This is a genomic window from Shewanella sp. VB17 (genome assembly GCF_013248905.1).
In the GTDB taxonomy this organism is placed as follows: domain Bacteria; phylum Pseudomonadota; class Gammaproteobacteria; order Enterobacterales; family Shewanellaceae; genus Shewanella.
In genome coordinates, this window is sequence record NZ_JABRVS010000001.1 from 786,836 (window position 1) to 810,770 (window position 23,935).

Annotated in this window: 22 protein-coding genes; 5 read left to right on the forward strand and 17 right to left on the reverse strand. The window is 40.8% G+C overall.

From position 1 onward, the window contains the following. Positions 1-10 precede the first annotated feature (10 nt). The 3 genes from HQQ94_RS03355 to rsmD all read right to left on the reverse strand — a co-directional run bounded on the left by HQQ94_RS03355 (position 11) and on the right by rsmD (position 3,022). A complete protein-coding gene (locus tag HQQ94_RS03355) occupies positions 11-1,522 on the reverse strand; it encodes an efflux RND transporter periplasmic adaptor subunit (protein WP_173293089.1) in 1,512 nt (503 codons plus the stop codon). Between the two features lie 254 nt (positions 1,523-1,776). After that, complete coding sequence (locus HQQ94_RS03360) at positions 1,777-2,226, reverse strand: hypothetical protein (protein WP_173293090.1); 450 nt, start codon at positions 2,224-2,226, stop codon at positions 1,777-1,779. 214 nt (positions 2,227-2,440) lie between these two features. Further along, complete coding sequence (gene rsmD / locus HQQ94_RS03365) at positions 2,441-3,022, reverse strand: 16S rRNA (guanine(966)-N(2))-methyltransferase RsmD (protein ID WP_173293091.1); 582 nt, start codon at positions 3,020-3,022, stop codon at positions 2,441-2,443. A gap of 270 nt (positions 3,023-3,292) precedes the next feature. Between rsmD and ftsY the strand changes: the two genes are divergently transcribed. The 4 genes from ftsY (at position 3,293) to rpoH (ending at position 7,760) form a co-directional block, all read left to right on the forward strand. Further along, positions 3,293-4,849, forward strand: a complete 1,557-nt coding sequence (gene ftsY / locus HQQ94_RS03370; protein WP_173293092.1) for a signal recognition particle-docking protein FtsY — start codon at positions 3,293-3,295, stop codon at positions 4,847-4,849. Between the two features lie 37 nt (positions 4,850-4,886). Continuing rightward, positions 4,887-5,582, forward strand: coding sequence for a cell division ATP-binding protein FtsE (gene ftsE, locus HQQ94_RS03375; protein ID WP_173293093.1), 696 nt, complete (start codon positions 4,887-4,889; stop codon positions 5,580-5,582). A gap of 23 nt (positions 5,583-5,605) precedes the next feature. Next, the gene (ftsX, locus tag HQQ94_RS03380) at positions 5,606-6,571 is read left to right on the forward strand and encodes a permease-like cell division protein FtsX (RefSeq protein WP_173293094.1); all 966 of its coding nucleotides are present in this window, start codon (positions 5,606-5,608) and stop codon (positions 6,569-6,571) included. A 337-nt stretch (positions 6,572-6,908) separates the two neighbouring features. Beyond that, on the forward strand, positions 6,909-7,760 hold the full coding sequence (gene rpoH / locus HQQ94_RS03385; protein ID WP_173293095.1) for an RNA polymerase sigma factor RpoH: 852 nt from the start codon (positions 6,909-6,911) through the stop codon (positions 7,758-7,760). Positions 7,761-8,073: 313 nt separating this feature from the next. Here rpoH and hemB read toward each other — a convergent pair whose 3' ends face one another. The 11 genes from hemB to rraA form a co-directional block, all read right to left on the reverse strand. Next, positions 8,074-9,087 carry a porphobilinogen synthase gene (gene hemB / locus HQQ94_RS03390; protein WP_173293096.1) on the reverse strand — a complete coding sequence of 338 codons (1,014 nt, stop codon included), beginning with the start codon at positions 9,085-9,087 and terminating at the stop codon, positions 8,074-8,076. An 82-nt stretch (positions 9,088-9,169) separates the two neighbouring features. Continuing rightward, positions 9,170-9,958, reverse strand: a complete 789-nt coding sequence (locus tag HQQ94_RS03395) for a TatD family hydrolase (RefSeq protein WP_173293097.1) — start codon at positions 9,956-9,958, stop codon at positions 9,170-9,172. Further along, positions 9,958-10,455 (reverse strand): hypothetical protein, encoded by a 498-nt coding sequence (locus HQQ94_RS03400; RefSeq protein WP_173293098.1) that lies wholly within the window; start codon positions 10,453-10,455, stop codon positions 9,958-9,960. Before HQQ94_RS03400 ends, HQQ94_RS03395 begins: the two co-directional genes overlap by 1 nt. Before the next feature lie 102 nt (positions 10,456-10,557). Further along, positions 10,558-11,322 carry a twin-arginine translocase subunit TatC gene (tatC, locus tag HQQ94_RS03405; protein WP_173293099.1) on the reverse strand — a complete coding sequence of 255 codons (765 nt, stop codon included), beginning with the start codon at positions 11,320-11,322 and terminating at the stop codon, positions 10,558-10,560. Positions 11,323-11,325: 3 nt separating this feature from the next. Continuing rightward, positions 11,326-11,721 (reverse strand): Sec-independent protein translocase protein TatB, encoded by a 396-nt coding sequence (tatB, locus tag HQQ94_RS03410; protein ID WP_173293100.1) that lies wholly within the window; start codon positions 11,719-11,721, stop codon positions 11,326-11,328. 6 nt (positions 11,722-11,727) lie between these two features. After that, complete coding sequence (gene tatA, locus HQQ94_RS03415; RefSeq protein ID WP_173293101.1) at positions 11,728-11,979, reverse strand: twin-arginine translocase TatA/TatE family subunit; 252 nt, start codon at positions 11,977-11,979, stop codon at positions 11,728-11,730. Between the two features lie 59 nt (positions 11,980-12,038). Next, the gene (ubiB, locus tag HQQ94_RS03420) at positions 12,039-13,688 is read right to left on the reverse strand and encodes a ubiquinone biosynthesis regulatory protein kinase UbiB (protein WP_173293102.1); all 1,650 of its coding nucleotides are present in this window, start codon (positions 13,686-13,688) and stop codon (positions 12,039-12,041) included. After that, entirely contained in the window at positions 13,685-14,308 is a 624-nt protein-coding gene (locus tag HQQ94_RS03425; RefSeq protein WP_173293103.1) for an SCP2 domain-containing protein, read from the reverse strand. The genes ubiB and HQQ94_RS03425 overlap by 4 nt, the downstream gene beginning before the upstream one ends. A gap of 10 nt (positions 14,309-14,318) precedes the next feature. Then, entirely contained in the window at positions 14,319-15,074 is a 756-nt protein-coding gene (gene ubiE / locus HQQ94_RS03430; protein WP_173293104.1) for a bifunctional demethylmenaquinone methyltransferase/2-methoxy-6-polyprenyl-1,4-benzoquinol methylase UbiE, read from the reverse strand. Between the two features lie 244 nt (positions 15,075-15,318). Then, the gene (locus HQQ94_RS03435; RefSeq protein WP_173293105.1) at positions 15,319-16,374 is read right to left on the reverse strand and encodes a formimidoylglutamase; all 1,056 of its coding nucleotides are present in this window, start codon (positions 16,372-16,374) and stop codon (positions 15,319-15,321) included. 219 nt (positions 16,375-16,593) lie between these two features. Continuing rightward, positions 16,594-17,079 carry a ribonuclease E activity regulator RraA gene (gene rraA, locus HQQ94_RS03440; protein WP_173293106.1) on the reverse strand — a complete coding sequence of 162 codons (486 nt, stop codon included), beginning with the start codon at positions 17,077-17,079 and terminating at the stop codon, positions 16,594-16,596. A gap of 504 nt (positions 17,080-17,583) precedes the next feature. On the opposite strand from rraA, the gene HQQ94_RS03445 reads away from it, so the two are divergent. Further along, entirely contained in the window at positions 17,584-20,748 is a 3,165-nt protein-coding gene (locus HQQ94_RS03445; RefSeq protein ID WP_173293107.1) for an HD domain-containing phosphohydrolase, read from the forward strand. A gap of 5 nt (positions 20,749-20,753) precedes the next feature. Here the strand turns inward: HQQ94_RS03445 and accC are convergent, their stop codons facing one another. Genes accC through aroQ form a run of 3 tightly spaced genes read right to left on the reverse strand, consistent with a single transcriptional unit; the run spans position 20,754 to position 23,109 of the window. Beyond that, complete coding sequence (gene accC, locus HQQ94_RS03450; protein ID WP_173293108.1) at positions 20,754-22,121, reverse strand: acetyl-CoA carboxylase biotin carboxylase subunit; 1,368 nt, start codon at positions 22,119-22,121, stop codon at positions 20,754-20,756. A 19-nt stretch (positions 22,122-22,140) separates the two neighbouring features. Beyond that, positions 22,141-22,614 (reverse strand): acetyl-CoA carboxylase biotin carboxyl carrier protein, encoded by a 474-nt coding sequence (accB, locus tag HQQ94_RS03455; protein WP_173293109.1) that lies wholly within the window; start codon positions 22,612-22,614, stop codon positions 22,141-22,143. A 45-nt stretch (positions 22,615-22,659) separates the two neighbouring features. Then, positions 22,660-23,109 (reverse strand): type II 3-dehydroquinate dehydratase, encoded by a 450-nt coding sequence (aroQ, locus tag HQQ94_RS03460; RefSeq protein WP_173293110.1) that lies wholly within the window; start codon positions 23,107-23,109, stop codon positions 22,660-22,662. Positions 23,110-23,935 lie beyond the last annotated feature (826 nt).

The window sequence follows — 23,935 nt, forward strand, 5'->3', positions numbered from 1 at the left end:
TGACAAGCTCCTAGTGCTGGTGGCCGCTGCTAAGGCGCATTAAGCTCCCCTTAAGGCTGGCTTCTGAATCGAGAAGAAATTGTCCTGAGGTTACCACTCGCTCGTTTTCTGCAAGACCTTCCTTGATCTCAGCTTTGCCTTGGCTCAACATACCGACAGTGACTTTGCGTGCAGTAAAGCTATTATCTTGATGCTTTACGATGACCCGATTCTCCTTACCTGTTTGAATTAGCGCCTCTTGAGGGATCACCAATACCCCTTTATTTGGCCCACCGAAAATCCCTATTTTAGCTAAGGTATTAGGCCTGAGTGCTATGTCAGTATTTTGCACTATGATCCTCACACGTAAGCTACGGGTAATGGGATCGAGTTCAGGATAGATGTAGTCAATTTTTCCTTCAATGGCTTTAATGTCCATAGCAGGGACAGAGACTTCTGTTCTTTGCCCTACAGCGAGCCAGCTTTGTTCATTTTCAAAGACATCGGCGATGACCCACACCTTAGAGAGATCGACTATTGCCATCATTTCAGTTTCAGGTTGGATATACATACCATCTCGAATATTAAGTGCTTTAACGATACCGTCATTTTTGGCATAAAATGAAACACGATATTGAGTCTGTTTGGATTTTGCTAAAGCGTTAATTTGCCACGTCTGAAAACCCAGCAGTTCGAGTCTTAGTCCTGCTTTTCTGACGAGATCTTGATATCTATCACTGCCTCCACGTTTGAGCGTATCTAGCGCTAAGAGATAATCATCCTGAGCATTGATAAGTTCCGGCGAGTAGATCTCGTATAATAGTTGGCCTTTAGTGACTTTATCCCCGATAGATGTGATGGTTAATTTTTCTACCCAGCCGTTTACTCTGGCATGCATATGATTTATTTGGCTTTCATCATAATCAATTTGGCCTACGGTTTGCACAAATTGCCACAGAGTATCTTTTTCGACTTTAGCGACTTTTAAGGCCAGTGCTTGTTGCATGCCACCGGACACATCAATCTTTATTTCCTTGCTATTACCACCCACTTCCACTTTTTCCAGATCCATACCACAAATGGGGCAAGTACCCGGGACATCACTTATGATATGAGCATGCATGGGGCAGACATACTTGATGCTGCCACCATCATCATTGAATGAGGCTGGTTTTGCTGCATTAAAAACGACATCTGCGGATGTTGCTTCTTGAGAAGGATAAGGATCCTCAAAGGTATGTGTATTTTTCATGGCACTCATATCATGACTTGAGTGATCCATTTCCTCGCTTTCCTCCTCTTCTTCACTTTCGATAAGCTCCATGTGACAGATAGTGCAGTAACTTCCTGCTTTGGAACTGGTTTGTTCGGGGTGCATAGGGCAAGAGTAAGTCGCAATCTCATGCTGGGATTTTTCATCTATAGGGGCTATTTGCTTAATGTCAGAACGTGTCTGAACGAGCGCTTGCGAATGAGCGAACTGAGGTGCCGCGAACATAAAAAAACTAAGTAAATAGGTGAATTTATTGTGTTTGGTATTCATATTTTATTGACTCATAATGCTTAATGTTGATGCTCACTGACAGAGGTCAAGCTGCAGTAAAACCAATCAAGCCATGGCGAATGTGATCACAAGAGATAATAGTATTCGATATATCGCTCATCGATGTCGCTTGATAGCGTTAAAATAATAGATCGTAAATCTATATTATCAATTGGATAGATAAAGTAATCATTTTGTATAGCAACTTTTAAGTTCAGAAAGACCAAATCTATAAAGGGCTATTAAGTATTACGTTATGCTATTGGAGGTCTAATATCTTGAGGCAAAGAGATAGAATGAAAATGAGGCATTTTGGTGATAAAGATAAACTCAGATGGACTATAACCAGTCCAAGATTTAAGACTGAATAGAGTGGCTGTTATAGAGATAGCCAGACAATGATCGCAGTCAGACTTACAGGGACCGTCACCGTCACAGCAATTTGTAACTAGGTTATTTAGCCTGTTAGTTGGTTGATTTTCATTGCAGTTAGATGAGTCAATACAAGGGGATGTGTTGGCTTGCTCCATGTGGCACATAGCCTGATTTTGCATACTCATTATGTTGCCATTGTGTACCATTGACATCATCGCTGTATGTGATTGGTTTACCTTCATCGTTGCAGTATTCGCCAATACCCCTTGGCTCAGCATGGCGAGCAGGGTTAAGACTAATAATGTATGACGACGTAGGAGCGTAAACATAGAGCTTCCAATAATGAGTTACAGTGAGTCTACCATAAGAATGGGCTGTAGGGTGTTTGACATCATATTTATTGCAGTAATCGTTATCGCTTATTTTGCAAAAATAAGTTTCACTATGCTCCGTAATAGACCGCGTTAATATCAAACAAATTTCAAATTGCACGATATATGTCGATTTAACAAGCTTTTATAGCCACTCATCTTAAGGTTGATACTAAGGCTGGTATTGATATAAGCGATAGATAACTTGGCCTGCTTTTTTTTCTTTTTGTAATAACCAGTTTTCGGGTACACAAAGATCTGCGAGTTCACTTTCTGTTTCTACATAAATGTGTGCGTTGTTTTTGAGCCAGTGGTGTTGAGTGAGCAGTGTGATGGTTTTCTCGGCCAAGTTTTTTCTGAAGGGAGGGTCGATATAGACAATGTCGAAACTTTCACTAGGTTCTACTGTTAGCAGGGTTAATGTGTCTCCTTTAATGACCTCAGCCATTGTTGGATCACATTTCAGTGTATTAAGGTTTTGGGTTAATTGCTGCGCTGCGCTGGTTTGCAGTTCGAATACCTTGGCGTAGCTTGCGTATCGAGACAGAGACTCAAGACAAAGGGCACCACTGCCACCAAAGCAATCAAGCACACGAGCGCCGGCTAAATCGCCTGCTAGCCAATTGAATAAAGTCTCCCTAATACGGTCTGTGGTTGGTCGCAACCCCTCAAGATCATGGATAGGTAAACGTCTTGATCGCCATTGTCCTGCGATGATCCTAACTTGACCTTTAGTCGGTTGGTTTTTAGCCATTTTAATCCTGTTAATTTAAATGTGAGCGGTTATTGAGGTTACGATTATTGCCTGCAGTAAGAAAGTGCTAGACTGTCTGCTTTATTTTAGCGACACATTTTACCCCAAAGAGAACCGAAATGGTGCGATACTAGTGTTTAAAGCGAAAAATAGCAGGTTTTATTGCATATTTGCATCCGGGTTTTGGTTATAATATGCCCCAAATTAGATGAATGGTTGCTTAGTAGTTTGCCATTTGAAATGAAAGTTAGTTGAGCATCGGTATTACACATGGCAAAGAAAGGTTTTTTTTCCTGGTTTAGCAAAGATAAATCGAAAGATGAAGTTAAAGTACCAGCAACAGATGTCGTTATTGAACCCCAAGACAGTGTTGCAGGAGAAGATCATGTTGCTCTGGCAGAAAAAGCCGCTGATGCGTTAGCGCGTTTGGCTGAGCAAGCACAGGCTCAAAAAGAGGCCGAAGAAGCAGCCCTGGCTGAAAAGACCGCTGCTGATGCGTTAGCGCGTTTGGCTGAGCAAGCACAGGCTCAAAAAGAGGCCGAAGAGGCAGCTCTGGCAGAAAAAGCCGCTGCTGATGCGTTAGTGCGTTTGGCTGAGCAAGCGCAGGCTCAAAAAGAGGCCGAAGAGGCAGCTCTGGCAGAAAAAGCCGCTGCTGATGCGTTAGCGCGTTTGGCTGAGCAAGCGCAGGCTCAAAAAGAGGCCGAAGAGGCAGCTCTGGCAGAAAAAGCCGCGGCTGATGCGTTAGCGCGTTTGGCTGAGCAAGCGCAAGCTCAAAAAGAGGCCGAAGAAGTTGCGCTTACTGAGAAAGAAGCGGCTGAAGCTGTGTTATTAACTGAAGCACAAGCCGCACTAAGGGAAGAGTGGCAACCGGAGCCTCAAGCTAAGCCTATAAAAGAGGGTTTTTTTGCTCGCTTAAAACGTGGCCTTAAGCGCACTAGTGAAAATATTGGTAGTGGCTTTATTGGGTTGTTTAGGGGCAAGCAGATTGATGAGGATCTGTTCGAAGAGTTAGAAGAGCAATTATTGATTGCTGATGTTGGGGTAGAAACCACATCCCGTTTGATTAAGAGTTTGACAGAACAAGCTAGCCGTAAACAGTTAAAAAACGGCGAAGCTTTATATGAGCTGCTGCGTGAAGAGATGCTAAAAACCCTAGAACCCGTTTCTATTCCTCTGGTACCAGAAAATACTGATGGCCCTTTTGTTATTTTAATGGTGGGTGTTAACGGTGTCGGTAAAACGACCACTATTGGCAAGTTAGCTAAACAGTATCAGGCCGAAGGTAAATCAGTGATGTTAGCGGCGGGTGATACTTTTCGTGCTGCGGCTGTAGAGCAGTTACAAGTATGGGGACAGAGAAACGATATCCCTGTTGTCGCTCAGCATACTGGTGCAGACAGTGCTTCGGTATTGTTTGATGCCTTACAAGCGGCTCGAGCGCGTAAAGTGGATGTGTTGATTGCTGACACTGCCGGACGATTACAGAATAAATCTCATTTGATGGATGAACTTAAAAAAGTCGTTCGTGTCATGAAAAAACTGGATGAAAATACGCCTCACGAAATAATGTTAACCTTAGATGCCAGCACTGGTCAAAATGCGATTAGCCAAGCTGAGTTATTTCAAAAAGCGGTGGGTGTCAGCGGGATCACCATCAGCAAACTTGATGGGACTGCAAAAGGTGGGGTTATTTTTGCAATAGCGGATAAGTTTTCTATTCCAATTCGCTATATTGGTGTGGGTGAGCAGATTGATGATCTTCGTACTTTTGATGCAAAAGATTTCATTGATGCCCTTTTTACTCAAGAAAATGAAGATACTAAATAGTTCAGTAAATAATCATTACTATGGACAATAAAAATAGATGATTCAATTTGAGCAAGTGAGTAAAGTTTATTCTGGTGGTCAGAAAGCTTTATCAGAGGTAACTTTTCACCTTCAGCGTGGTGAGATGGCTTTTTTAACCGGTCATTCGGGGGCCGGTAAGAGTACGTTGCTCAAATTAATCACGGTTATTGAGCGTGCTAACGCTGGGCGTGTCTTGATAAATGGGCATAACATTGCCGATTTATCTGCTAAGGATGTCCCTTATTTAAGGCGTGATATCGGGATGATTTTTCAAAATCATCACTTGTTGATGGAAAAAAGCGTCTTTGACAATGTGGCTTTACCTTTGGTGATCGAAGGTTTTTCCCATGGCGAAATTAAAAAACGAGTGCATGCAGCATTAGATATGGTTGGCTTGTATGGTAAGGAGCGTCATCATCCTATTATGTTATCGGGTGGTGAGCAGCAACGTGTCGGGATAGCCCGTGCTATTGTCAACAAACCTCCTTTATTATTGGCGGATGAGCCGACAGGTAACCTTGACCCTAAACTGTCTATGGATATTTTGCGCTTGTTTGAAACCTTTAATGACTCAGGTACCACTGTATTAATCGCCACTCATGATCTGGGTCTAATAGCGAGAATGAAGTATCGTACTTTGACACTCAAGCAGGGACATGTATTGGGAGGGGAGGAATTACCTTCACCTCCAACGCGTTCATTTAGCGTTTAACTTCATTAAGGAGCATAGAAAATATGAGCAAGAAGCCTCAGTTAGTCAGAAGCAAACTGCCGCTTTCAGGTCGTATTGTGATGTTCTTTGTACGTCATATACAACACGCAATGGCGAGTATGGGAGAGCTGTGGCGTAATCCAATATCGTCTTTGATGACAATGGCAGTATTAGGGGTGAGTTTAAGCTTACCTGCTGCATTACAAGTATTAGTGAAAAATGCCGAGGCGATCACCCAATCGTGGAATAGCGCTGCTGAAATTTCATTATTTATCGATGATGCTCGCAGCGAAAGAACCATCAAGAGCTTGATTAGCCGAGTAAAGGTGTATGCAGAAGTCAGTGAGGTTAATTATATCAATCGTGACCAAGCACTGGAAGAATTTCAGCGTTTATCTGGTTTTGGTGAGGCGATTTCATACTTAGATACGAACCCATTACCAGCCGTTGTCACTGTTACCCCAACGCTTAGATATTCCAGTCCAACGGGTGCCCGAGAGCTATTAAAAAAATTAGAGCGGGAACCAGAGGTGAGTTTTGGGCGGCTTGATATTGAGTGGCTAGAGCGACTTCAAGCCGTCGTCAGATTATTAGAGCGTACTGTACTGGCCATCGCTGTCTTGCTTGTGTTGGCTGTTGTGCTTGTGATTGGTAATACCATTCGCTTGGCCATTATGAATCGCCGCACTGAAATTGAAGTCATGAAACTCGTGGGGGCAACCGAGGCCTTTATTCAACGTCCATTTTTGTATACAGGAATTTGGTTTGGTATTATCGGTGGCATACTTGCTTGGATTATCATTAACGTATTGGTGTTGTACTTAGACGGTGCTCTGACTGAGCTCTTAGGCCTGTATGGCAGTCAATTACAGATGCAGACGTTAACTTTGGTAGAATTAGTACAGCTTGTTTGTCTTGCTTCGTTTCTTGGCTGGCTAGGTTCTTACCTTTCTGTACGGCAACATTTAAGGGCCATTGAACCTTCGTAAATTCGGCGTTGTTATGTATTTGTTTATCTATCTTGGGCTAATGTATTTTACCTTTGTCGGTGACAGGTGAGTTTTTATGAACTAAATTTCATTTGCTTTGTCTATTGCCATAGGGACAAAATATCTCTTGAGGTTGACATAAGTTGTCTAATCTAGGATAGTTCGTGACCTTGTTCTTTTAGATTAAAGAGCTATTTGGTCTAGGTGTTAATTTATTTTTGTAAGAAATCAGCAATCAAGGCTGTCTTACATATTATTCAATAAATTAGAACCTAAAGTAAACAGTGGTAGTTTATTGTAATAACTATCATTTTTAGTAAAAAATGGAGGAGCATAAATGACTGATCAAACAATGGCACTTACGGTTCCTCACGGAAGCGGTAGCTTAGAAGCTTATGTCCACTCATCGCACAACATTTCAATGTTGAAGCCTGAGCAGGAATATGAATTGGCTAAGCGGTTGCAAGAAACGGGTGATTTACAGGCAGCGAAGCAGCTGATTATGTCTCACTTGCGTTTTGTTGTGCATGTTGCAAAAGGTTATTCAGGTTATGGTTTGCCACAAGCAGATTTAATTCAAGAAGGCAATATAGGCCTAATGAAGGCCGTTAAGCGTTTTGACCCTGATGTGGGTGTACGTCTTGTTTCATTTGCTGTCCATTGGATAAAAGCTGAAATTCATGAGTATGTGCTAAAAAACTGGCGCATCGTTAAAGTTGCAACCACGAAAGCACAGCGTAAATTATTCTTCAATCTTCGAAAATCTAAAAAGCGTCTTGGCTGGTTTAGCGATGAAGAAGTGGGCATGGTTGCTGAAAATCTTGGGGTATCAAAAGCCGATGTCACTGAGATGGAATCACGTATGGCTGCCCAAGATCCAGCATTTGATCTTGCTAGCGATAATGATGATGATCAAGACTTTTCTCCTGTTCATTATTTAGAAGATCACTCTTCAGATCTGGCTTTTCAAGTCGAGAATGACAATTTTGAGTCAAATAACCAAACCCGACTGCTGGCTGCGATAAAAACGTTAGATGAACGTAGTCAGCATATTTTACAAGAACGTTGGTTAAACGAAGATAAGACTACTTTGCAAGAGCTAGCGGCAACGTATCAAGTTTCAGCTGAGCGAATAAGGCAACTTGAAAAGAATGCCATGAACAAACTTAAAGGACGAATGGAGGCTTAATAGCACTTCAACTTCGATAATTAAACCTGCTACGGCAGGTTTTTTTTGTGGTTGAAAAGGTGTTTGAAAACTTCTGCATTGATCATATATTTAATGCAATTGATATCAATCGCTAAGTAGGGTGTTTGTTCGAATATGATCTTTAGCGAAATGAGAATGACTGCACTGTCGGTAAAATATTCTGAAGTGACTCAATTAACGCGATGAGCGCCTTGGCATATACTCATCGTGTTAATATTATCATATGTGCTGTGTCATATGTGCTGTGTCATATGTGCTGTGTCATATGAGTTAGTCAAGCGGCGATAGATGACTAGATTTTATCCTCTTTGAGCCACTGAGCTGCGCGTTTAGCAAAGTAGGTTAATATGCCATTAGCTCCTGCACGTTTAAAGCAAAGCAATGACTCCATGACAATCGCCTTTTCTGAGAGCCAGCCATTTTCTATCGCAGCCATATGCATAGCATACTCACCACTGACTTGATAAGCGAAGGTTGGGACAGCGAGTTCACGCTTTACTCGGGTGACGATATCAAGGTAAGGCATCCCAGGTTTAACCATGACCATGTCAGCGCCTTCTTGTATATCAAGGGCCACCTCATGCAATGCTTCATCACTGTTGGCTGGATCCATTTGATAACTGTGCTTATTACCGCCTTTGAGGTTACTTGCAGAGCCGACAGCATCACGGAATGGGCCATAGTAATTAGATGAGTATTTAGCAGAATAAGCCATGATCTGAGTGTTAACGTAGCCTGCTTTCTCTAATGCCTGACGGATAGCGCCAATACGTCCATCCATCATATCTGAAGGAGCGATGATATCGGCCCCAGCTTCGGCATGTGATAGCGCTTGTTTAACTAAAATGTCGGTGGTGATATCGTTAAGAATATAACCGTCGGTATCTATAATGCCATCTTGACCATGTGTCGTGAATGGATCTAATGCTACATCGGTCATGACACCTAATTCAGGAAAAGCTGCTTTAAGTGCGCGCACTGCACATTGTGCTAGCGCATTTGCATTATAAGCTTCCTCAGCCAACAGTGTTTTCTTTTGTGTTGGGGTGACAGGGAAAAGAGCAATAAGTGGGATGCCTAGCTCCACTATCTCTGCTGCTTCTTTGAGAAGAAGGTCGATTGATAAGCGTTCTATACCCGGCATAGAAGCAATTTTTTCAGTTTTATTATTACCTTCTAACACAAACATAGGGTAGATAAGATCATTGGCAGAAAGTTGATTTTCAGCCATTAACCGACGACTAAAGTCATGTTTACGCATGCGGCGCATTCTGCGTTGTGGGAAGGCACTGGTAATAATATTCACATTCGATTCCTAGCTATATGTTTATATGTTCTTTAGTAAGAGGGTGGCCGATACTTATTCTGAAAATGTGACTTTCCATGACTCATAATCTAAAAAAATCGAGACTATTTTGATAAGTCTTCGCTGCAAAAATAGCAGGATCTTGACCTCTGAGCGTGGCAATATATTGCGCAATGTAGGGTAGATATTGAGGTTCATTTTTACTGGATTTAGGTTTGGGTCTCATGCTTCTTGGGAGTAAATAAGGACTGTCTGTTTCAATCAATATACGATCGTCAGGGATATCACTAACAAGTCCTGCTAGTTCTAATCCTCTACGTTCATCACATACCCAGCCAGTGATGCCTAAATAGAGATCAAGAGCGAGATACGCCTCCATACTTTTTCTATTGCCAGTGAAACAATGCAGGAGGGCTGCACATAGTGAACTACGATATTCTGTCATAATAGCGAGAAAATCATCATGGGCATCTCGTTCATGCATAAGCACTGGAAGTTGTAGCTCTACTGCTAAACGAAGTTGAGCTTCAAAAGCCTCTCTTTGTTTCTTACGTGGAGAAAAATCACGATTATAATCGAGACCACATTCGCCAATAGCGACAACTTTTGGTGATCTAGCGAGCTCTCTTAGTGTATTAGTGCTGCTATCATTCCATTCGCTGGCATGATGTGGGTGTGTTCCTGCGGTGCAATATAAATGTTGGGGATTGGCTAGGCTGCAGGTGATCGCGTGTTCGCTTTCAGGTAAATTACTGCCTATTACAATAAGCGGTGAGACCCCTTTGTCCACTGCTCGTTGAATGATGTCATGGGTATTTTTTCCCAAAGAGCTGTTAATAAGATTAACAGCTATATCTATATACTTAGGCATTATTGCAGGCGTTTAACACGTATCGTGGTGTTACGTTCATCTGAGCCTAAAATAAAGGACCCCAGTGCTGCTTTTTTGATAAATACTGTTTGTTCTGGCGCTATTTTATAATTGCGTCCGTCGGTTTGTTTCCAAATTTGACCGTTGCTAAATTTTATTTTAAGCGCTCCGTATTGATCTTTAGTTAGCGAGGTTATGTCTAAATAGATTTTTTCGATGGTGTCTATTTCAGTTTTTTTGGGCTGACCAAATTCATTTTCGATGTTACTTGAAAAAGTAACCGGATGCTGTTGCTTGACGGTAGATGTTTCGATAACAGCGCTGGTTGCCAATGTTGTGATATCTGTCGTGTTACTTTTTTTTGCGAGTGCATCGTAACAGATAAGCCTATCTAACTTATCAGTATTTTTGGCACAAACTGATATTTCTTGTTCTATGCCTGCAGTGGCGTTTGCCGATGCCAAGATGGCTGCTGCAGTGATCCAATGTAAACGCATTAATCTTTCCCTTTATTAGTGATTCTATTGAAGCTCTGAAACGAACATTATTGACTATGCGATCATCACGTGAGCATGCCAGAATAACCTATGATCTTCAGGTTATTTAGCTGCTTGATCTGGTTCATCCTGCTGGTCTTGCTCATCTTCGTCATCTTTTTTACTGTAGAAACGCGCTGCGATCAATCCCCCTTCAAATAATATCAACATAGGGACTGCTAACATGGTTTGAGAAATAATATCTGGTGGGGTTAACAGCATACCGATAACAAAAGCACCAACAATAATATATGGACGTTTTGATTTTAAGTCTTCAGGGGTCGTGACACCAGCCCAGCAGAGTATAACGACAGCAATTGGAATTTCAAAGGCCAGACCAAAAGCAAAAAACAGCTTAAGAATGAAGCTTAAATAACTGCTAATGTCAGTGGCAACCTGTACACCTTCTGGCGCAACGCTGGTAAAAAAACCAAATACCACAGGAAAGACGACATAGTAAGCAAAAGCGATGCCTAAATAAAAAAGAAATGTACTACTGGTGAGCAATGGCACCATAAGTCGTTTTTCATGTTTGTATAATCCTGGCGCGATAAATGACCAAATTTGAAATAGAACGTATGGTATCGCAATAAAAAAAGCTAAGACAAGTGTGAGTTTAAAGGGAGCGAAAAATGGTGCTGAAACATCAGTTGCAATCATACTGCTTGCTTCAGGTAGTACATCCATTAACGGGCGAGCCAGATAATGGTAAATATCATTTGACCAGTAAGCCATACAGGCAAAAATCAATATCACGCTGCCGATAGCGTGAAGTAATCGAGTTCTTAGTTCAAGCAAATGACTAATAAGAGGCTGCTGTGGAGACATGGACTACCTGTTAGATTTGTCTGAGTTCGCATTAATCTCAGTTTTTTGGGACTCTGAAGGAATATCCTCCAATGGCGCTGTATCTGCTGTCAGATTTTCTTCTACTTTATAGGGTCGATTGACTGACTCTGCTGCACTTTTTAATTGATCGATCGAATCTTGTAATTCTGGCGACAGATTCTTAAGGCCCAAATTTTCAGCTTTTTTAAGGTCTGAATGCAGTTGATCAATTTTAAGTTCCTGTTCAAGCTCATCTTTGACAGAGTTAGCCATGCGTTTCATGGTTTGTATCCATTTTGTCATTGAACGGACGGCGATCGGAAGTCGTTCAGGACCAAGCACTACCAGCCCTAAAATCCCGATCAATAATAGCTCCATTAAACCAATACCATCGAACATAAGGATTTATACCTGTTCTTTATTTTTGGATTCAGTCTTTTTCTCTGTCTGTTGGGCTGTTTTATCTAGACTTTGAGCCGTTTCTTCTGCTGCGGCTTCTTCAAGCGCCTTTTTTTCATCTTCAGAAGTCATGGCGTTTTTGAAACCTTTCACTGCACCACCTAAATCTCCACCGAGTGAACGTAGTTTCTTGGTTCCAAATAATAAAATAACGATCACAGCGATGATTAGAAGTTGCCAAATGCCCATGTTACCCATGAAAAATTCCTCGAAATTATATGTCGTTCTATTATGAACTCATGATTAATTAGTGCTAGTTAAAATTTGCGATTTTTTGGTCTAGATCGCCATCCAAGTAACCAGAGTATGATACCTACAGCGATACAAGTATAAGATGGCCATAAGATAGAGTGTTGATTATTCAGCATAGTACCACAGATGATTAAGGTCACAGCAGTAAGTAACAAATAGTTACTTTTATGGGCTTTTTGATGTTGTTTTAGGTAACGGTCGAGTATTTTGTTTTGAGCGTTAACGAAATTTTTGCCTACTTTTAGGTTGTCATAAATCAGTTCTGGTAGCTCAGGTAATTTGTCTGCCCAGTAGGGGAGTTCTTGTTTAATCTTATTGGCTATTGCTTTAGGACCAACCTGCTCAGACATCCACTTTTCTAAGAAAGGTTTAGCCGTCTGCCATAGGTCGAGTTGAGGATATAGCTGACGACCTAGACCTTCAATATACAATAAGGTTTTCTCTAATAGCACCAATTGAGGTTGTACAACCATGTCGAAGCGTCTTGCGGTGCGAAATAGTTCAAGTAGAACATGTCCGAATGATATCTCATCCAATGGTTTATTGAACATTGGCTCACACACGACTTTTACAGCTTGTTCGAACGCGGTCACATCGGTATCTGCTGATACCCAACCTGATTCGATGTAAAGCTGTGCGATACGGTGGTAATCACGATTAAAAAAGGCGAGAAAATTCTCCGCTAAATAGCGTTTATCTTCTTCGGTTAAGGTGCCCATAATGCCACAATCTAACCCTATATAGTATGGGTCTTCAGGGTGTTCTCGACTAACAAAAATGTTACCTGGGTGCATGTCGGCATGAAAGAAGTTATCTCTGAACACTTGAGTGAAAAATAGTTCTACACCTCTTTCTGCCAATATTTTTAGGTTGGTTCCTTGCGCCTCTAAAGCTGCCCTATCGGAAACCGGAATACCGTCGACTCGTTCCATGACAATCAAACGAGTAAAGCACAGGTTTTCATACATGTAAGGGATGTAAAGTGAGTTGGAGTCTAAAAAGTTATTTCTCAGCTTAATGGCGCTAAGAGCTTCCAGTTTTAAGTTAAGCTCCCCCTCAATGGTGGTGCGGTAATCATCTACGACTTCAGAGGGACGCAAGCGATTACCGTGCCCTAGTATGGTTTCCATGAGACTGGCTGCCAGAAACATCAGCTGCAGATCGGCATGAACTTGAACCTCGACATTGGGTCTTAACACTTTGAGCACAACAGGTTTACCGTTGGACTTAAGTGTAGCGGTATGAACTTGCGAAATAGAGGCTGATGCAAGAGGTACATCATCGAAATCATTGAAATAAGTATCGATAGAGTGTCCAAGTTCGGTTTCTATCATTTGTCTGGCAATCGTAGCGTCGAAGGGTGGAACTCTATCTTGGAGCATGGAAAGCTCTTCCGCCCACTCGTCATCGAGTAGATCCCGGCGGGTTGATAGCATTTGGCCAAATTTAATATACACAGGACCAAGTTCAAGCATGGCTAACTTGAGCCGTTCGCCACCCACCTTACTTTTATGTTGGTTTCTTATCCAAAACAGGCAACAACGTAATAATTTGAAGTACCATGGCGTTAGTTTAGAGGGAATTAACTCATCTAACCCATAGTGAAGAGAGGTTTTGATGACCTGATAAGCACGCCTGATACTGGTGACTGTCATGTTTTAGCTTTAGTCCTAGATTGTAAGTCATTTATGCGTTTTTCAACGGCATTGGTGTTGAATATCAGTTCATCGACTTCATCACCGAAATGAACAAACTCTATTCTATGGGGGGCTAATTTATATTCTTCGGTAGTTAATTGACCTACATGACTTCGACTTTTACGAAATATCTGAGCGATATTATTTTTTGTTTGCTTAATGCCAGTGATGAGTATGTGTGTTGGCGCATCACCTAGGTATGTAGAGATAGGTTCAGCAAAGTCGAATTCAATTTTTTTGAGGAAATGGCTAAAGGTTTGTAATACATCCAGATCGCCTTCCAAGCTTAGCTTATCTTGTTTAATTAATTCGGTTAGATTTGCCCCTTCGGTTAGCAAGTAGAGTGAGGTTATGTCGGCATTAACTTTAGTGGTAACGTCGCCTTCATATTGGCTTAATACCTGTATCTCTCGTGCAAAAACAAGGTAGATAGGCCAGCTAAGTTGACTTAACTGGATACACAGTACTTTACCATGGAGTGAACGCAGCTTGGCGTATTCAACCGGAGATTGGGTTAATGCTAGTTTTAAAGCAATTTCTAAACCAGCGTTGAGCAACAAAGTGAATTCACGTTTCATGATAATCCAATTAGAATTTGTAACCTTTATGGAGTGCAACAATGCCATCAGTCATATTGGTATATTCCACTTGCTCAAAACCGGCATTAACCATCATTTCTTTTAGCGTATCTTGATCTGGATGCATGCGAATAGATTCAGCGAGGTATTTATAACTTTCTGCATCTTGAGTGATCAGCGAACCCATTTTAGGTAAAATTTTAAAGCTATATAGATCGTATATTTTACGCATCACTTCATGCTGTGGTTTGGAAAACTCAAGAATCAGCAGTTTTCCACCGGGCTTAAGTACACGTAACATAGAGCGGATTGCTGCATCTTTGTCAGTCACGTTTCTTAGACCAAATGCTATCGTAATAATATCGAAATGATTATTTGGAAATGGTAGGGCTTCAGCATTGGCTTGAACATAGTTAACATTACCGACAATGCCTTTGTTCCTCAGTTTTTCACGGCCGACTTTTAACATTGAATCATTAATGTCAGCAAGGGTGACTTGGCCTTTATCTCCGACTAGATGTGCAAATTTTGTGGTTAAATCCCCTGTTCCGCCAGCTAAATCGAGTACTTTCATACCTGGGCGAGCCCCTGCACTTTCGATGGTAAAGCGTTTCCACATGCGATGAATGCCTAAGGACATGACATCATTCATAATGTCATATTTGGCTGCGACAGAATGAAATACACCGGCAACCATATCGGCTTTTTGATCGCTATTAACTGTTTTATAACCGAAATGAGTACTCTTGGGTGTGTCTTCTGACATCTATGCTTTCCTACATTTACTTAAAATATTATTTGTGAATGAACGTTATTTTATCAAGCAACTATATGGCTCATTAAGCACACATGAGCTGGCTATATTTATACTAACGCAAATATTCGCAAAATAGACGCTGTATTATACCTAAACTGCTTCAATATGCGAGTATCAGGGTTTGGGTTGTCAAGCTGATAAAATGATTGATAAGGCCCACAGTTTCACTTTTTTGAGCCTTACTTTAACAGTATCAACTAAGTTGTTGAGCTAGGTTTCTTCCTTGGATATAAGCATAAATCAGCTCGCTGATACTTTGTCCTGTTTCTCGGTAACCTGCTTGAATCCCCGCGACATGACAACTTGGAGCAGCTTCAGCTAAATGCAAATAAGTACAAGGGGTATTTTTGGCAATAGTATATACATAGTGTAAGGCATCTAGGAGGGGGATCCCTGAAGCTGTTGAGGCGCTGCTTGGCATATTGGTTATGGCATCAAGGTCGAGCTCAAGCGCCACAGGCAATAGGCTATTATTGAGTGTAGTGACAATTTCATCTAAGGCAGATGTTAAGCTGATTTCACGACGTATCCAGATAGATTGAAGGGTATGCCACTGCCCACCGAAAGCACTTAGCTGTGCTAAAGTCTCTTCACTATTTTTAAGTTCATGCATGCCAAGTATATGGTAGTGGCCCAGTGCGCCGCTAGCGGCAGCATAGCTAAAGCCATTACCACTGTGGCGGCCTTCACGCGGACGAAAGTCACTATGCGGGTCTAAATTAACTGCTGCTATTTTTTTATTATAAGTTTGCTTGGCAGCCATCAAGAGACCGTAAGCATTATTATGGCCACCTCCTATCACTATGGGTTCAAGCCCTGCTGCCATTATCTGACGACTTATTTCTATGACTCGTTCATCGAGATATTCAACGTTGGCTCTTAAGTCACTGGCACTTGCTCCTTCTTTTAGTTGGAGATCCTCAGTTTTTATTTGACCGAGTACTAAGCATTTTTTGCCATTAAAAAAACGATTTGACTGAAGGTTAAGAAATTGAATCATTGCTGATTCGAATGCATCAGTTGAACCGCCTCTGCCTAAGTTGGCGCGTGGACCGATGTCTTCACCTATCCCCAAAATGGCAAAACGGGCACCATTATTCACCGCTTCAGTCAGGTTTTGCGACAGTGACAGCTCTGTATTATAAACGTGTGAAGTCTGACCTACTTTAGTTTCGCCAGCGCGCAGATTAACGAGTTTTTTTATACAGCTTGTAGTGAAAGGGAGTAGATGTTGGGGTAGATGCTTCATCGAAATCCTAACTTTGGTGTTGGTATGATTTATTCTGTTACTTATTTTGATATTGTGACTTAGGTTGAGAATTAATGGCAATCAAAATATGGTGTTAACACTTTTTTGCAAGTGAGGTCTAAAGCTTAAATCCTTTAAGGTTAGCTGCCTATCGTAGGACAAAATTATGATAAAAAAGAACATAAGCGCCTATGAGAGACGCTGTTAATCGACCTGCCTTTAGTCTAAATCAAGAGGCTCAGGAGATAAAATAATGCCTGTGTTGTCAGCATAAACATGATCGAGAGGTAAAAAAGTCACACCACCAAAGTTGACAGGGATTTCAAGTTCACCCACTGAATGACTTTCAGCGCCGACTGGAATTGAAGCCATAGCCTGAATGCCAATATCGAGATCTTCTAATGCATCCACATCTCTTACCGACCCATATACAATGATCCCCTCCCAGTCATTATCGACAGCAACCTGTGCGATAGAGGCATCGATAAGGGCACGTCGTAATGAACCACCACCATCGATAAGGAGTACTTTTCCTTTGCCTGGTTTTTCTAATGTTTCCATGATCAATCCGTTATCTTCGAAACATTTTATCGTGCTGATCGAGCCACCAAAAGAGTTACAACCACCATAGTTACTGAACATAGGCTCGACAACATCAACGACGTCGATGTAATTGTCACAAAGTGCTGAGGTGTTGTATTCCATAGTCATACTCCTGAAATCAGTATCGTGTCTAATTTGGACACATTTAGGTAGTTGTAGCCAGTATATAAGGCTTTTTTAAAAAGAAAAGTGTTATCAATCAGGACATCGCTGATTACTTCTCTTTGCAAACTTTGGTCGTAATATATCAGCATTCGCGTACTTTAGTATACCGACAGTATTATAGTGAGTATTTGTTACTGCTATCGTGAGTGTTATTTGTCTTTTGTAATACCTTAGCTCAGGAACTACAGAGACGTTGTTATTTGGATCGTAAGCGGCTTTATCCTTGGTGACTTACTTCAGAGTTGGTGCGCTAACCTGCCTATAATAGTATGAATTTAGCCATTCGTCAGCACGTTTTCGACTGTCTTGATTATGTGAATGATACGGTAGTGATGTTTTTCAACTATATTTAAATTTCATTTTATTCGTTTTAAGTCTGCGTCATTATTGTCTATTGCTTTTTACGGGCGAGTAAAAAAAGACGTGTGTAAGGGATAGCTAATGTTTTCGACCTTGGTTAACAAACTTAAGCAAGTGAGCATACGATTTACTCTCGTTAGTATATTCATGTTAGTCACCTTATTAACCGCAGGTATTGCCATTGGCTTGCAATATCACTTTAGTAAATCCATGGCTCGAGAGTCTGCCCTATTCTTCAATATTCTTGAGGCTAGTCATGTGAGTGACTTTCTTGCTCGTATTGATGATGAGGCTGTTAACAGTACCAAATTACTTTCTAGCTTAATTCATTTTATAGAGCCTGAAAATTTAGATGTTGATATTAGGCCTATTTTTGCAGATATAATGCGTAGTAATGGAATGTTCCATGCTATATCTATCGGTTTCCCAAATGGTGATTATCATAGTTTAATAAACCTAGAAAGCAGTAAAAATGTCAGAGATCAATTGCAGGCATCGCATGAAGATTACTGGCTGCAAATAATAGTGAAGGGTGAGGGTGACGATCGTCAACGGCAATTTTTCTATCTAGATAAAGAGTTAAACCTTAGGGCTCAGCGCTCAGAGTCCACTAATTATCATACTAATGAGCATCTTTGGTATGTAAATGCTAAGTCTAGTGAAGTGTCTAAATCTGAGCCGTATTTACTTCATCATTTGCAATCTCCAGGATTAACATATTCACTTGAAATCACAAGTATGGATGCCGTCATAGCGGTTGATGTAGTACTATCTTCAGTATCAGATTACCTACAGGACTTTAGTAGTGAAGACAGCGAGATATATCTTTATCGGCAAAGTGGAGAGTTGATTGCGTCGAATCAACAAAAATCAGAACAGTTCCCTATCCCAAAGATTAGCCCCCTTAATTTGACTCCCGATCAGCAAGCTATTATATCAAAGCATTCGGTGATTAAGGTGTCGAACGAGACAGATTGGGCACCGATTGATTTTGCTAAGTCAGGTGAACCCCAAGGTTACAGTATTGATATGCTTAATATTATTTCTGATATGACAGGCATTAGATTTGATTATCTTAATGGGTTTACATGGTCAGAGCTGGTTGAGCACTTTAAGCAAAAAAAATTAGATTTACTTCATTCAATTTATCAAACCCCTGAGAATGCGAGTATGGGGCATATGACCGACCCATTTTTAGCGTTGCCGCTTACGGTTGTGACTAAGCCTAATACGAATAAAATTAAAAGCATAAATGAATTAAATGGTAAAAGAGTGGGAATACCTAAAGGTTGGTCGATTATCCCCATCGTGAATAAACATTTCCCAGATATTCAGGTGGTGGAGCTGGCGTCAACTAGAGCTGTATTAGTTGCCGTCGCGAATGGTGAAATATTTGCTGGGTTAGATACTGGGATCATTTTCCGCTATACCGCGAAGCAGTTTTTTATTAAGGACCTTGTTTATCATGAAGCCTTAGATTTCGGCGGGGTAACATTCCCTGATACATTGCATTTTTTATTTGGTGATGCTAATCAAGAACTGGTCGATATTTTTAATCTGGCACTGGCTAATGTGACGCAGGAACAAAAGGAGGCATTAAGCTTAAAATGGTTTGGCAATAAAAGACAGCAAGTACAGAGTGAGGGCGTCGTACCTTACCAAGAACTGATAGACATCATTAAGGACCGAAGCCAATATTATCAGTTGTTATCTCGAACTGTGGAGGGTATTAAATACTTTATGTATATTACCCAATTAGGTACGAATAATGAATTTTTAGCTCTTGTGACGACAGAAGAGGTAGTATTAATGTCGAGTATGGAAAAAGTGACTACCTCTATCTATATTACGGCGACGTGTTTACTTTTTATTTTACCCATTTCATGGTTGTGTTCCGCACCCATCATTAACCCTATTAAACTCTTCTTGGCTGAAAATGAAAAAATAAAGAACCGTCGCTATGACGAGCTTAAAAAAGTTGATACAAAGATCAAAGAAATCAAAGAGCTCTCTGATTCGATGCTTGATATGTCGATGTCGATTCAGCAACACGAAGAGGACCAAAAAGAATTAATGGAGTCCTTTATCAGACTGATAGCTCAAGCGATTGATGATAAATCTCCTTATACAGCAGGCCACTGTAATAGAGTGCCTGAACTCGGACTCATGTTGGCAGCTGCGGCTGAAAAATCGAGCTTAGCTCCTTTTAAGGACTTCAGTTTTAAATCAGAAGATGAACACCGTGAGTTTAGAATTGCTGCCTGGCTACATGATTGTGGCAAAATTACGACACCCGAATTTGTGGTTGATAAAGGGACCAAACTCGAGGCTGTTTATAATCGTATCCATGAGGTGCGTATGCGCTTCGAAGTGCTATGGCGTGATGCTGAAATTGATTATTTAAAACGTATTGCTTCTGGAATTGAGTCAAGTCACTCATGCTTGACTGAGCTGACTAATAAGCGTGAGCAACTAATACAGGATTTTGAATTTATTGCCAACGCTAATATTGGCGGAGAGTTTATGGATCAAGTTCATAAAGATAAGTTAGCTGAGTTGGCTGCAATAACTTGGGAGCGACATTTTGATGACAGGCTGGGGCTTTCTCCCATTGAAGAGCTAAATTTAAGCAAGCAAAATGATGAGGTAAGTTATCCTGTTATTGAACCATTACTAAGAGACAAACCTGAACACATTATCAAACGAATTAATAAGGTTGAATTTGATCCTAAATTTGGTATTAAGATGGATATTCCTGAGCACCAATATAATTTAGGCGAGCTACATAACCTGGTTATTTCTAGAGGTACCTTGACGGCAGAAGATAGATTTAAGATTAATGAACATGTGACAAGTACAATTAAAATGTTAGAAAATCTACCATTTCCTGCAGAGTTAGCCCGGGTGCCTCGTTATGCTTCGACTCATCATGAAACCTTAAAAGGAACCGGGTATCCTCGTAAGCTCAGTGCAGAAGATCTCTCTATTCCAGAGCGTATTCTTGTGGTCGCTGACATTTTTGAAGCGTTAACAGCAGCTGATAGACCTTATAAAAAAGCCAAACCTCTCAGCATTGCTATTGATATTTTACACAAAATGGCGTTGGATGAGCATCTTGACATGGATGTGTTTACGCTCTTTTTGACTAGCGGGATCTATCTTCAATATGCTCATAAATTTCTCGATACTGCTCAGATTGATGAAGTCGATATCGATAAGTACTTAATTCATGATGAGCATGTTTGAGTTTTTTATTTTGTGTTAAGCATAGATCCTTCTAAATAGTGTATCGACAGTTTGCCTTGTTGAAATTCTGAATCGTTTAGTATTAGTTTGAGTAGAGGCAGATTGGTTGAAATGCCTTCAATGACGAGCTCGCGGAGCGCAGTTTGCATGCGTGTGATGGCTATCTCCCTATTTTCTCCCCAAGTAATGAGTTTGCCGATCATGGAATCATAATAAGGTGACACGGTATAGCCCGAGTAAAGGTGAGAATCCCATCTAATCCCAAAACCACCTGGAACATGCAGTTTGGTCACCGTGCCTGGTGAAGGCATAAAAGTTTGAGGGTCTTCGGCATTGATGCGGCATTCTATACTGTGACCATTACATTGAATATCTTGCTGCTTAATGGATAGAGGCTTTCCTGATGCGATTGCAAGTTGTGCTTGGATCAGATCGATACCTGTGACCATCTCAGTAATGGGATGCTCGACTTGAATGCGGGTATTCATCTCGATAAAGTAAAATTCACCGGCTTCATACAGAAACTCGAATGTACCTACACCACGATAGCCGATTGCAAGGCAAGCATTGGAGCAAAGTGAACCGATCTTATTTCGAGTGAGTGTATCAATGCCAAGTGCAGGGGCTTCTTCTAACATTTTTTGATGTTTACGTTGCATGGAACAGTCACGCTCCCCTAAGTGGATAGCATTACCTTGTCCATCTGAGATTATTTGCACCTCTATATGGCGAGGTTGTTGGAGATACTTTTCCATGTAAACATCGCTATTAGCGAAAGCTGCTAAGGCTTCAGCCTGAGTCAGTTGAATCGCTTGAGCGAGTTGTGATGATGTTAACACCACCCGCATACCTCGTCCGCCTCCACCCGCTGTAGCCTTAATGATAACGGGGAACCCGATACGATGGGCGATGGCTTTATTAAGTTCATTATCTTGAGTCAATACGCCATCGGAGCCAGGTATAGTGGGAACGCCGGCATTTTTCATGGCACTAATCGCCGAAATTTTATCCCCCATAAGGCGGATCACATCTGCACTAGGGCCAATAAAAGTGAAACCACTACGCTCAACTTGCTCGGCAAAGTCGGCATTTTCTGATAAAAAACCATAACCTGGGTGAATGGCATCGGCATTAGATTGATAAGCCGCCGATATTATCGCTTCCATATTGAGGTAGCTTGCTTGAGGAGAGGGTTTGCCTATGCATAATGTCTTATCTGCGTACTTTAAATGAAGTTGATCTCGATCAGCTGTAGAATGAATGGCCACCGTCTCTATGCCTAGAGTGTGACAGGCACGTTGAATTCTCAATGCTATTTCACCGCGATTGGCAATCAAGATTCGTTTTAGTGATGGTATGACTTGCTGAACCATCTAGATTGCTTCCTTTGCACTATTCATCTTCAATTACAATCAATGCTTGGTCAAATTCAACACTATCACCACTTTCAACCAGAATCTCGGTGACGACACCTGACCGCACCGCTTCCATTTGATTCATCATTTTCATTGCTTCTATAATACAGACTATTTGCCCCTTTTCGACTCGTTGCCCTATTTGGCACAATGGCTCAGCATCTACCGAAGGTGAGAGGTAGAAGGTGCCGACCATCGGAGATATCACTGTGTTATCTTCGTCAAAATAGGTGGATCTTTCGATATCTAATGTAGACTTTACAGCAGTGTTTAATGATGAAGCTGCATCTACAGAGTAAGTTTGTTGCGTTGTTAAGGCTTGATATTGCGCGTTATTTTGTTGTGTATGTAGACTAATTCTGACGGATTCTTCGCCTTCCGTGAGAGCTAATTCGGCAATGCCAGATTCCTGTACTAATTCGATTAATTTTTTTATTTTTCTAATATCCATATTCATTCCAATCAATTGTTGAGGAAAAATTGTCTCGCGACGACATTAGGAAGGTATTTCCTGTAGGAGATTGATGGCTGACGCTAGTGCAAACTTATATCCTTGAGTACCTAAACCACAGATAACACCAATGGCCTTATCGGAGAAGTATGAATGATGGCGAAAGGGTTCACGGGCATGGACATTGGAAAGGTGGACCTCAATAAAGGGAATGGCAACACCTGAAATAGCATCTCTTATGGCAATACTGGTATGGGTAAATGCAGCTGGGTTAATAATGATGAAGTTAGCATCGGTTTTATGGATGGCGTCGATTAACTCATGCTCAGCGTTGGATTGAATATGCTCAAGCCCAATACCCGCTTTTTTGGCCTGAAGTTGTAAGCTTTGAACAACACTATCTAAGGTCTCTGAGCCATAATGTTCTGGTTCACGACGTCCCAATAGGTTGAGATTTGGTCCATTGACTAACAAGACCTTTGCTGTGTGACTCATGCCGGTATCCTTTCAAAAGCTAGGTTGCTTTAACTTATTTCTAGTCAGTTGATTTCAACAGAAGTTTACGGAATTGTCGACTTTAATAGTGCTATTTTTAATTAAATGAGCCGGAAAATATCAAAAGACATAAACAAGTCGTGAGGCGGTTGGATAGGCAATGTATGTGTTCACTGGAGTGATCTTGGTGGGTTTAGTTGCGACACGCTTTTTTTGAATGATGGCGACACTGGTAATCTATTTTAATTGAGCAAGTAAAGAATTCGGGGTTTATGGAGTGGATCCGTGCCATTAAACCATTAGTGCTAGTGACTAGTCTTGTGGTGGTACTAAGTAAGGTAATGTGACCTCGATAAATGAAATGTTTGGACAGTTTAATGGGATGAGATTATCTGAAGATGAATTAGTTGATCTCGATGGAAAATTGAATTTTTATTTAAAGAACTGAAATCATACTATAAAAGTGGATTGAAATTTTACTGCTGATATCTAACAATTTACTTTTAGCTGAAGATATTATAATGAGATTTATTTGTATATTTTCACAAGGTTAATTTTAAGTTTAAAGTGTATTTCCCTGATGATATATAAATGGTTTTTTGAATGAACAATATAAATATTTTCAATACGAATTTCATCCATTATATCTATTGCTATTATAAATCATAGTTATTATCATTAATTTAGTTGTTAGTAGATGTGCTTGTTTACAAAGGGTTTTAAATGATTGGTAGGTTTTTTGTTTTAAATTCATACCTTTGGGGATAGGACTGGTTTCAAGTGTATTTGGGTTTCATTATAGAATGAATTATGGAATATTTTATGG

Coding starts and splice junctions, on each gene's coding strand:
- HQQ94_RS03355 (WP_173293089.1), bottom strand. CDS start 1,522: ATGAATACCAAACACAATAAATTCACCTATTTACTTAGTTTTTTTATG.
- HQQ94_RS03360 (WP_173293090.1), bottom strand. CDS start 2,226: ATGTTTACGCTCCTACGTCGTCATACATTATTAGTCTTAACCCTGCTC.
- rsmD (WP_173293091.1), bottom strand. CDS start 3,022: ATGGCTAAAAACCAACCGACTAAAGGTCAAGTTAGGATCATCGCAGGA.
- ftsY (WP_173293092.1), top strand. CDS start 3,293: ATGGCAAAGAAAGGTTTTTTTTCCTGGTTTAGCAAAGATAAATCGAAA.
- ftsE (WP_173293093.1), top strand. CDS start 4,887: ATGATTCAATTTGAGCAAGTGAGTAAAGTTTATTCTGGTGGTCAGAAA.
- ftsX (WP_173293094.1), top strand. CDS start 5,606: ATGAGCAAGAAGCCTCAGTTAGTCAGAAGCAAACTGCCGCTTTCAGGT.
- rpoH (WP_173293095.1), top strand. CDS start 6,909: ATGACTGATCAAACAATGGCACTTACGGTTCCTCACGGAAGCGGTAGC.
- HQQ94_RS03395 (WP_173293097.1), bottom strand. CDS start 9,958: ATGCCTAAGTATATAGATATAGCTGTTAATCTTATTAACAGCTCTTTG.
- HQQ94_RS03400 (WP_173293098.1), bottom strand. CDS start 10,455: ATGCGTTTACATTGGATCACTGCAGCAGCCATCTTGGCATCGGCAAAC.
- tatC (WP_173293099.1), bottom strand. CDS start 11,322: ATGTCTCCACAGCAGCCTCTTATTAGTCATTTGCTTGAACTAAGAACT.
- tatB (WP_173293100.1), bottom strand. CDS start 11,721: ATGTTCGATGGTATTGGTTTAATGGAGCTATTATTGATCGGGATTTTA.
- tatA (WP_173293101.1), bottom strand. CDS start 11,979: ATGGGTAACATGGGCATTTGGCAACTTCTAATCATCGCTGTGATCGTT.
- ubiB (WP_173293102.1), bottom strand. CDS start 13,688: ATGACAGTCACCAGTATCAGGCGTGCTTATCAGGTCATCAAAACCTCT.
- HQQ94_RS03425 (WP_173293103.1), bottom strand. CDS start 14,308: ATGAAACGTGAATTCACTTTGTTGCTCAACGCTGGTTTAGAAATTGCT.
- ubiE (WP_173293104.1), bottom strand. CDS start 15,074: ATGTCAGAAGACACACCCAAGAGTACTCATTTCGGTTATAAAACAGTT.
- HQQ94_RS03435 (WP_173293105.1), bottom strand. CDS start 16,374: ATGAAGCATCTACCCCAACATCTACTCCCTTTCACTACAAGCTGTATA.
- rraA (WP_173293106.1), bottom strand. CDS start 17,079: ATGGAATACAACACCTCAGCACTTTGTGACAATTACATCGACGTCGTT.
- HQQ94_RS03445 (WP_173293107.1), top strand. CDS start 17,584: ATGTTTTCGACCTTGGTTAACAAACTTAAGCAAGTGAGCATACGATTT.
- accC (WP_173293108.1), bottom strand. CDS start 22,121: ATGGTTCAGCAAGTCATACCATCACTAAAACGAATCTTGATTGCCAAT.
- accB (WP_173293109.1), bottom strand. CDS start 22,614: ATGGATATTAGAAAAATAAAAAAATTAATCGAATTAGTACAGGAATCT.
- aroQ (WP_173293110.1), bottom strand. CDS start 23,109: ATGAGTCACACAGCAAAGGTCTTGTTAGTCAATGGACCAAATCTCAAC.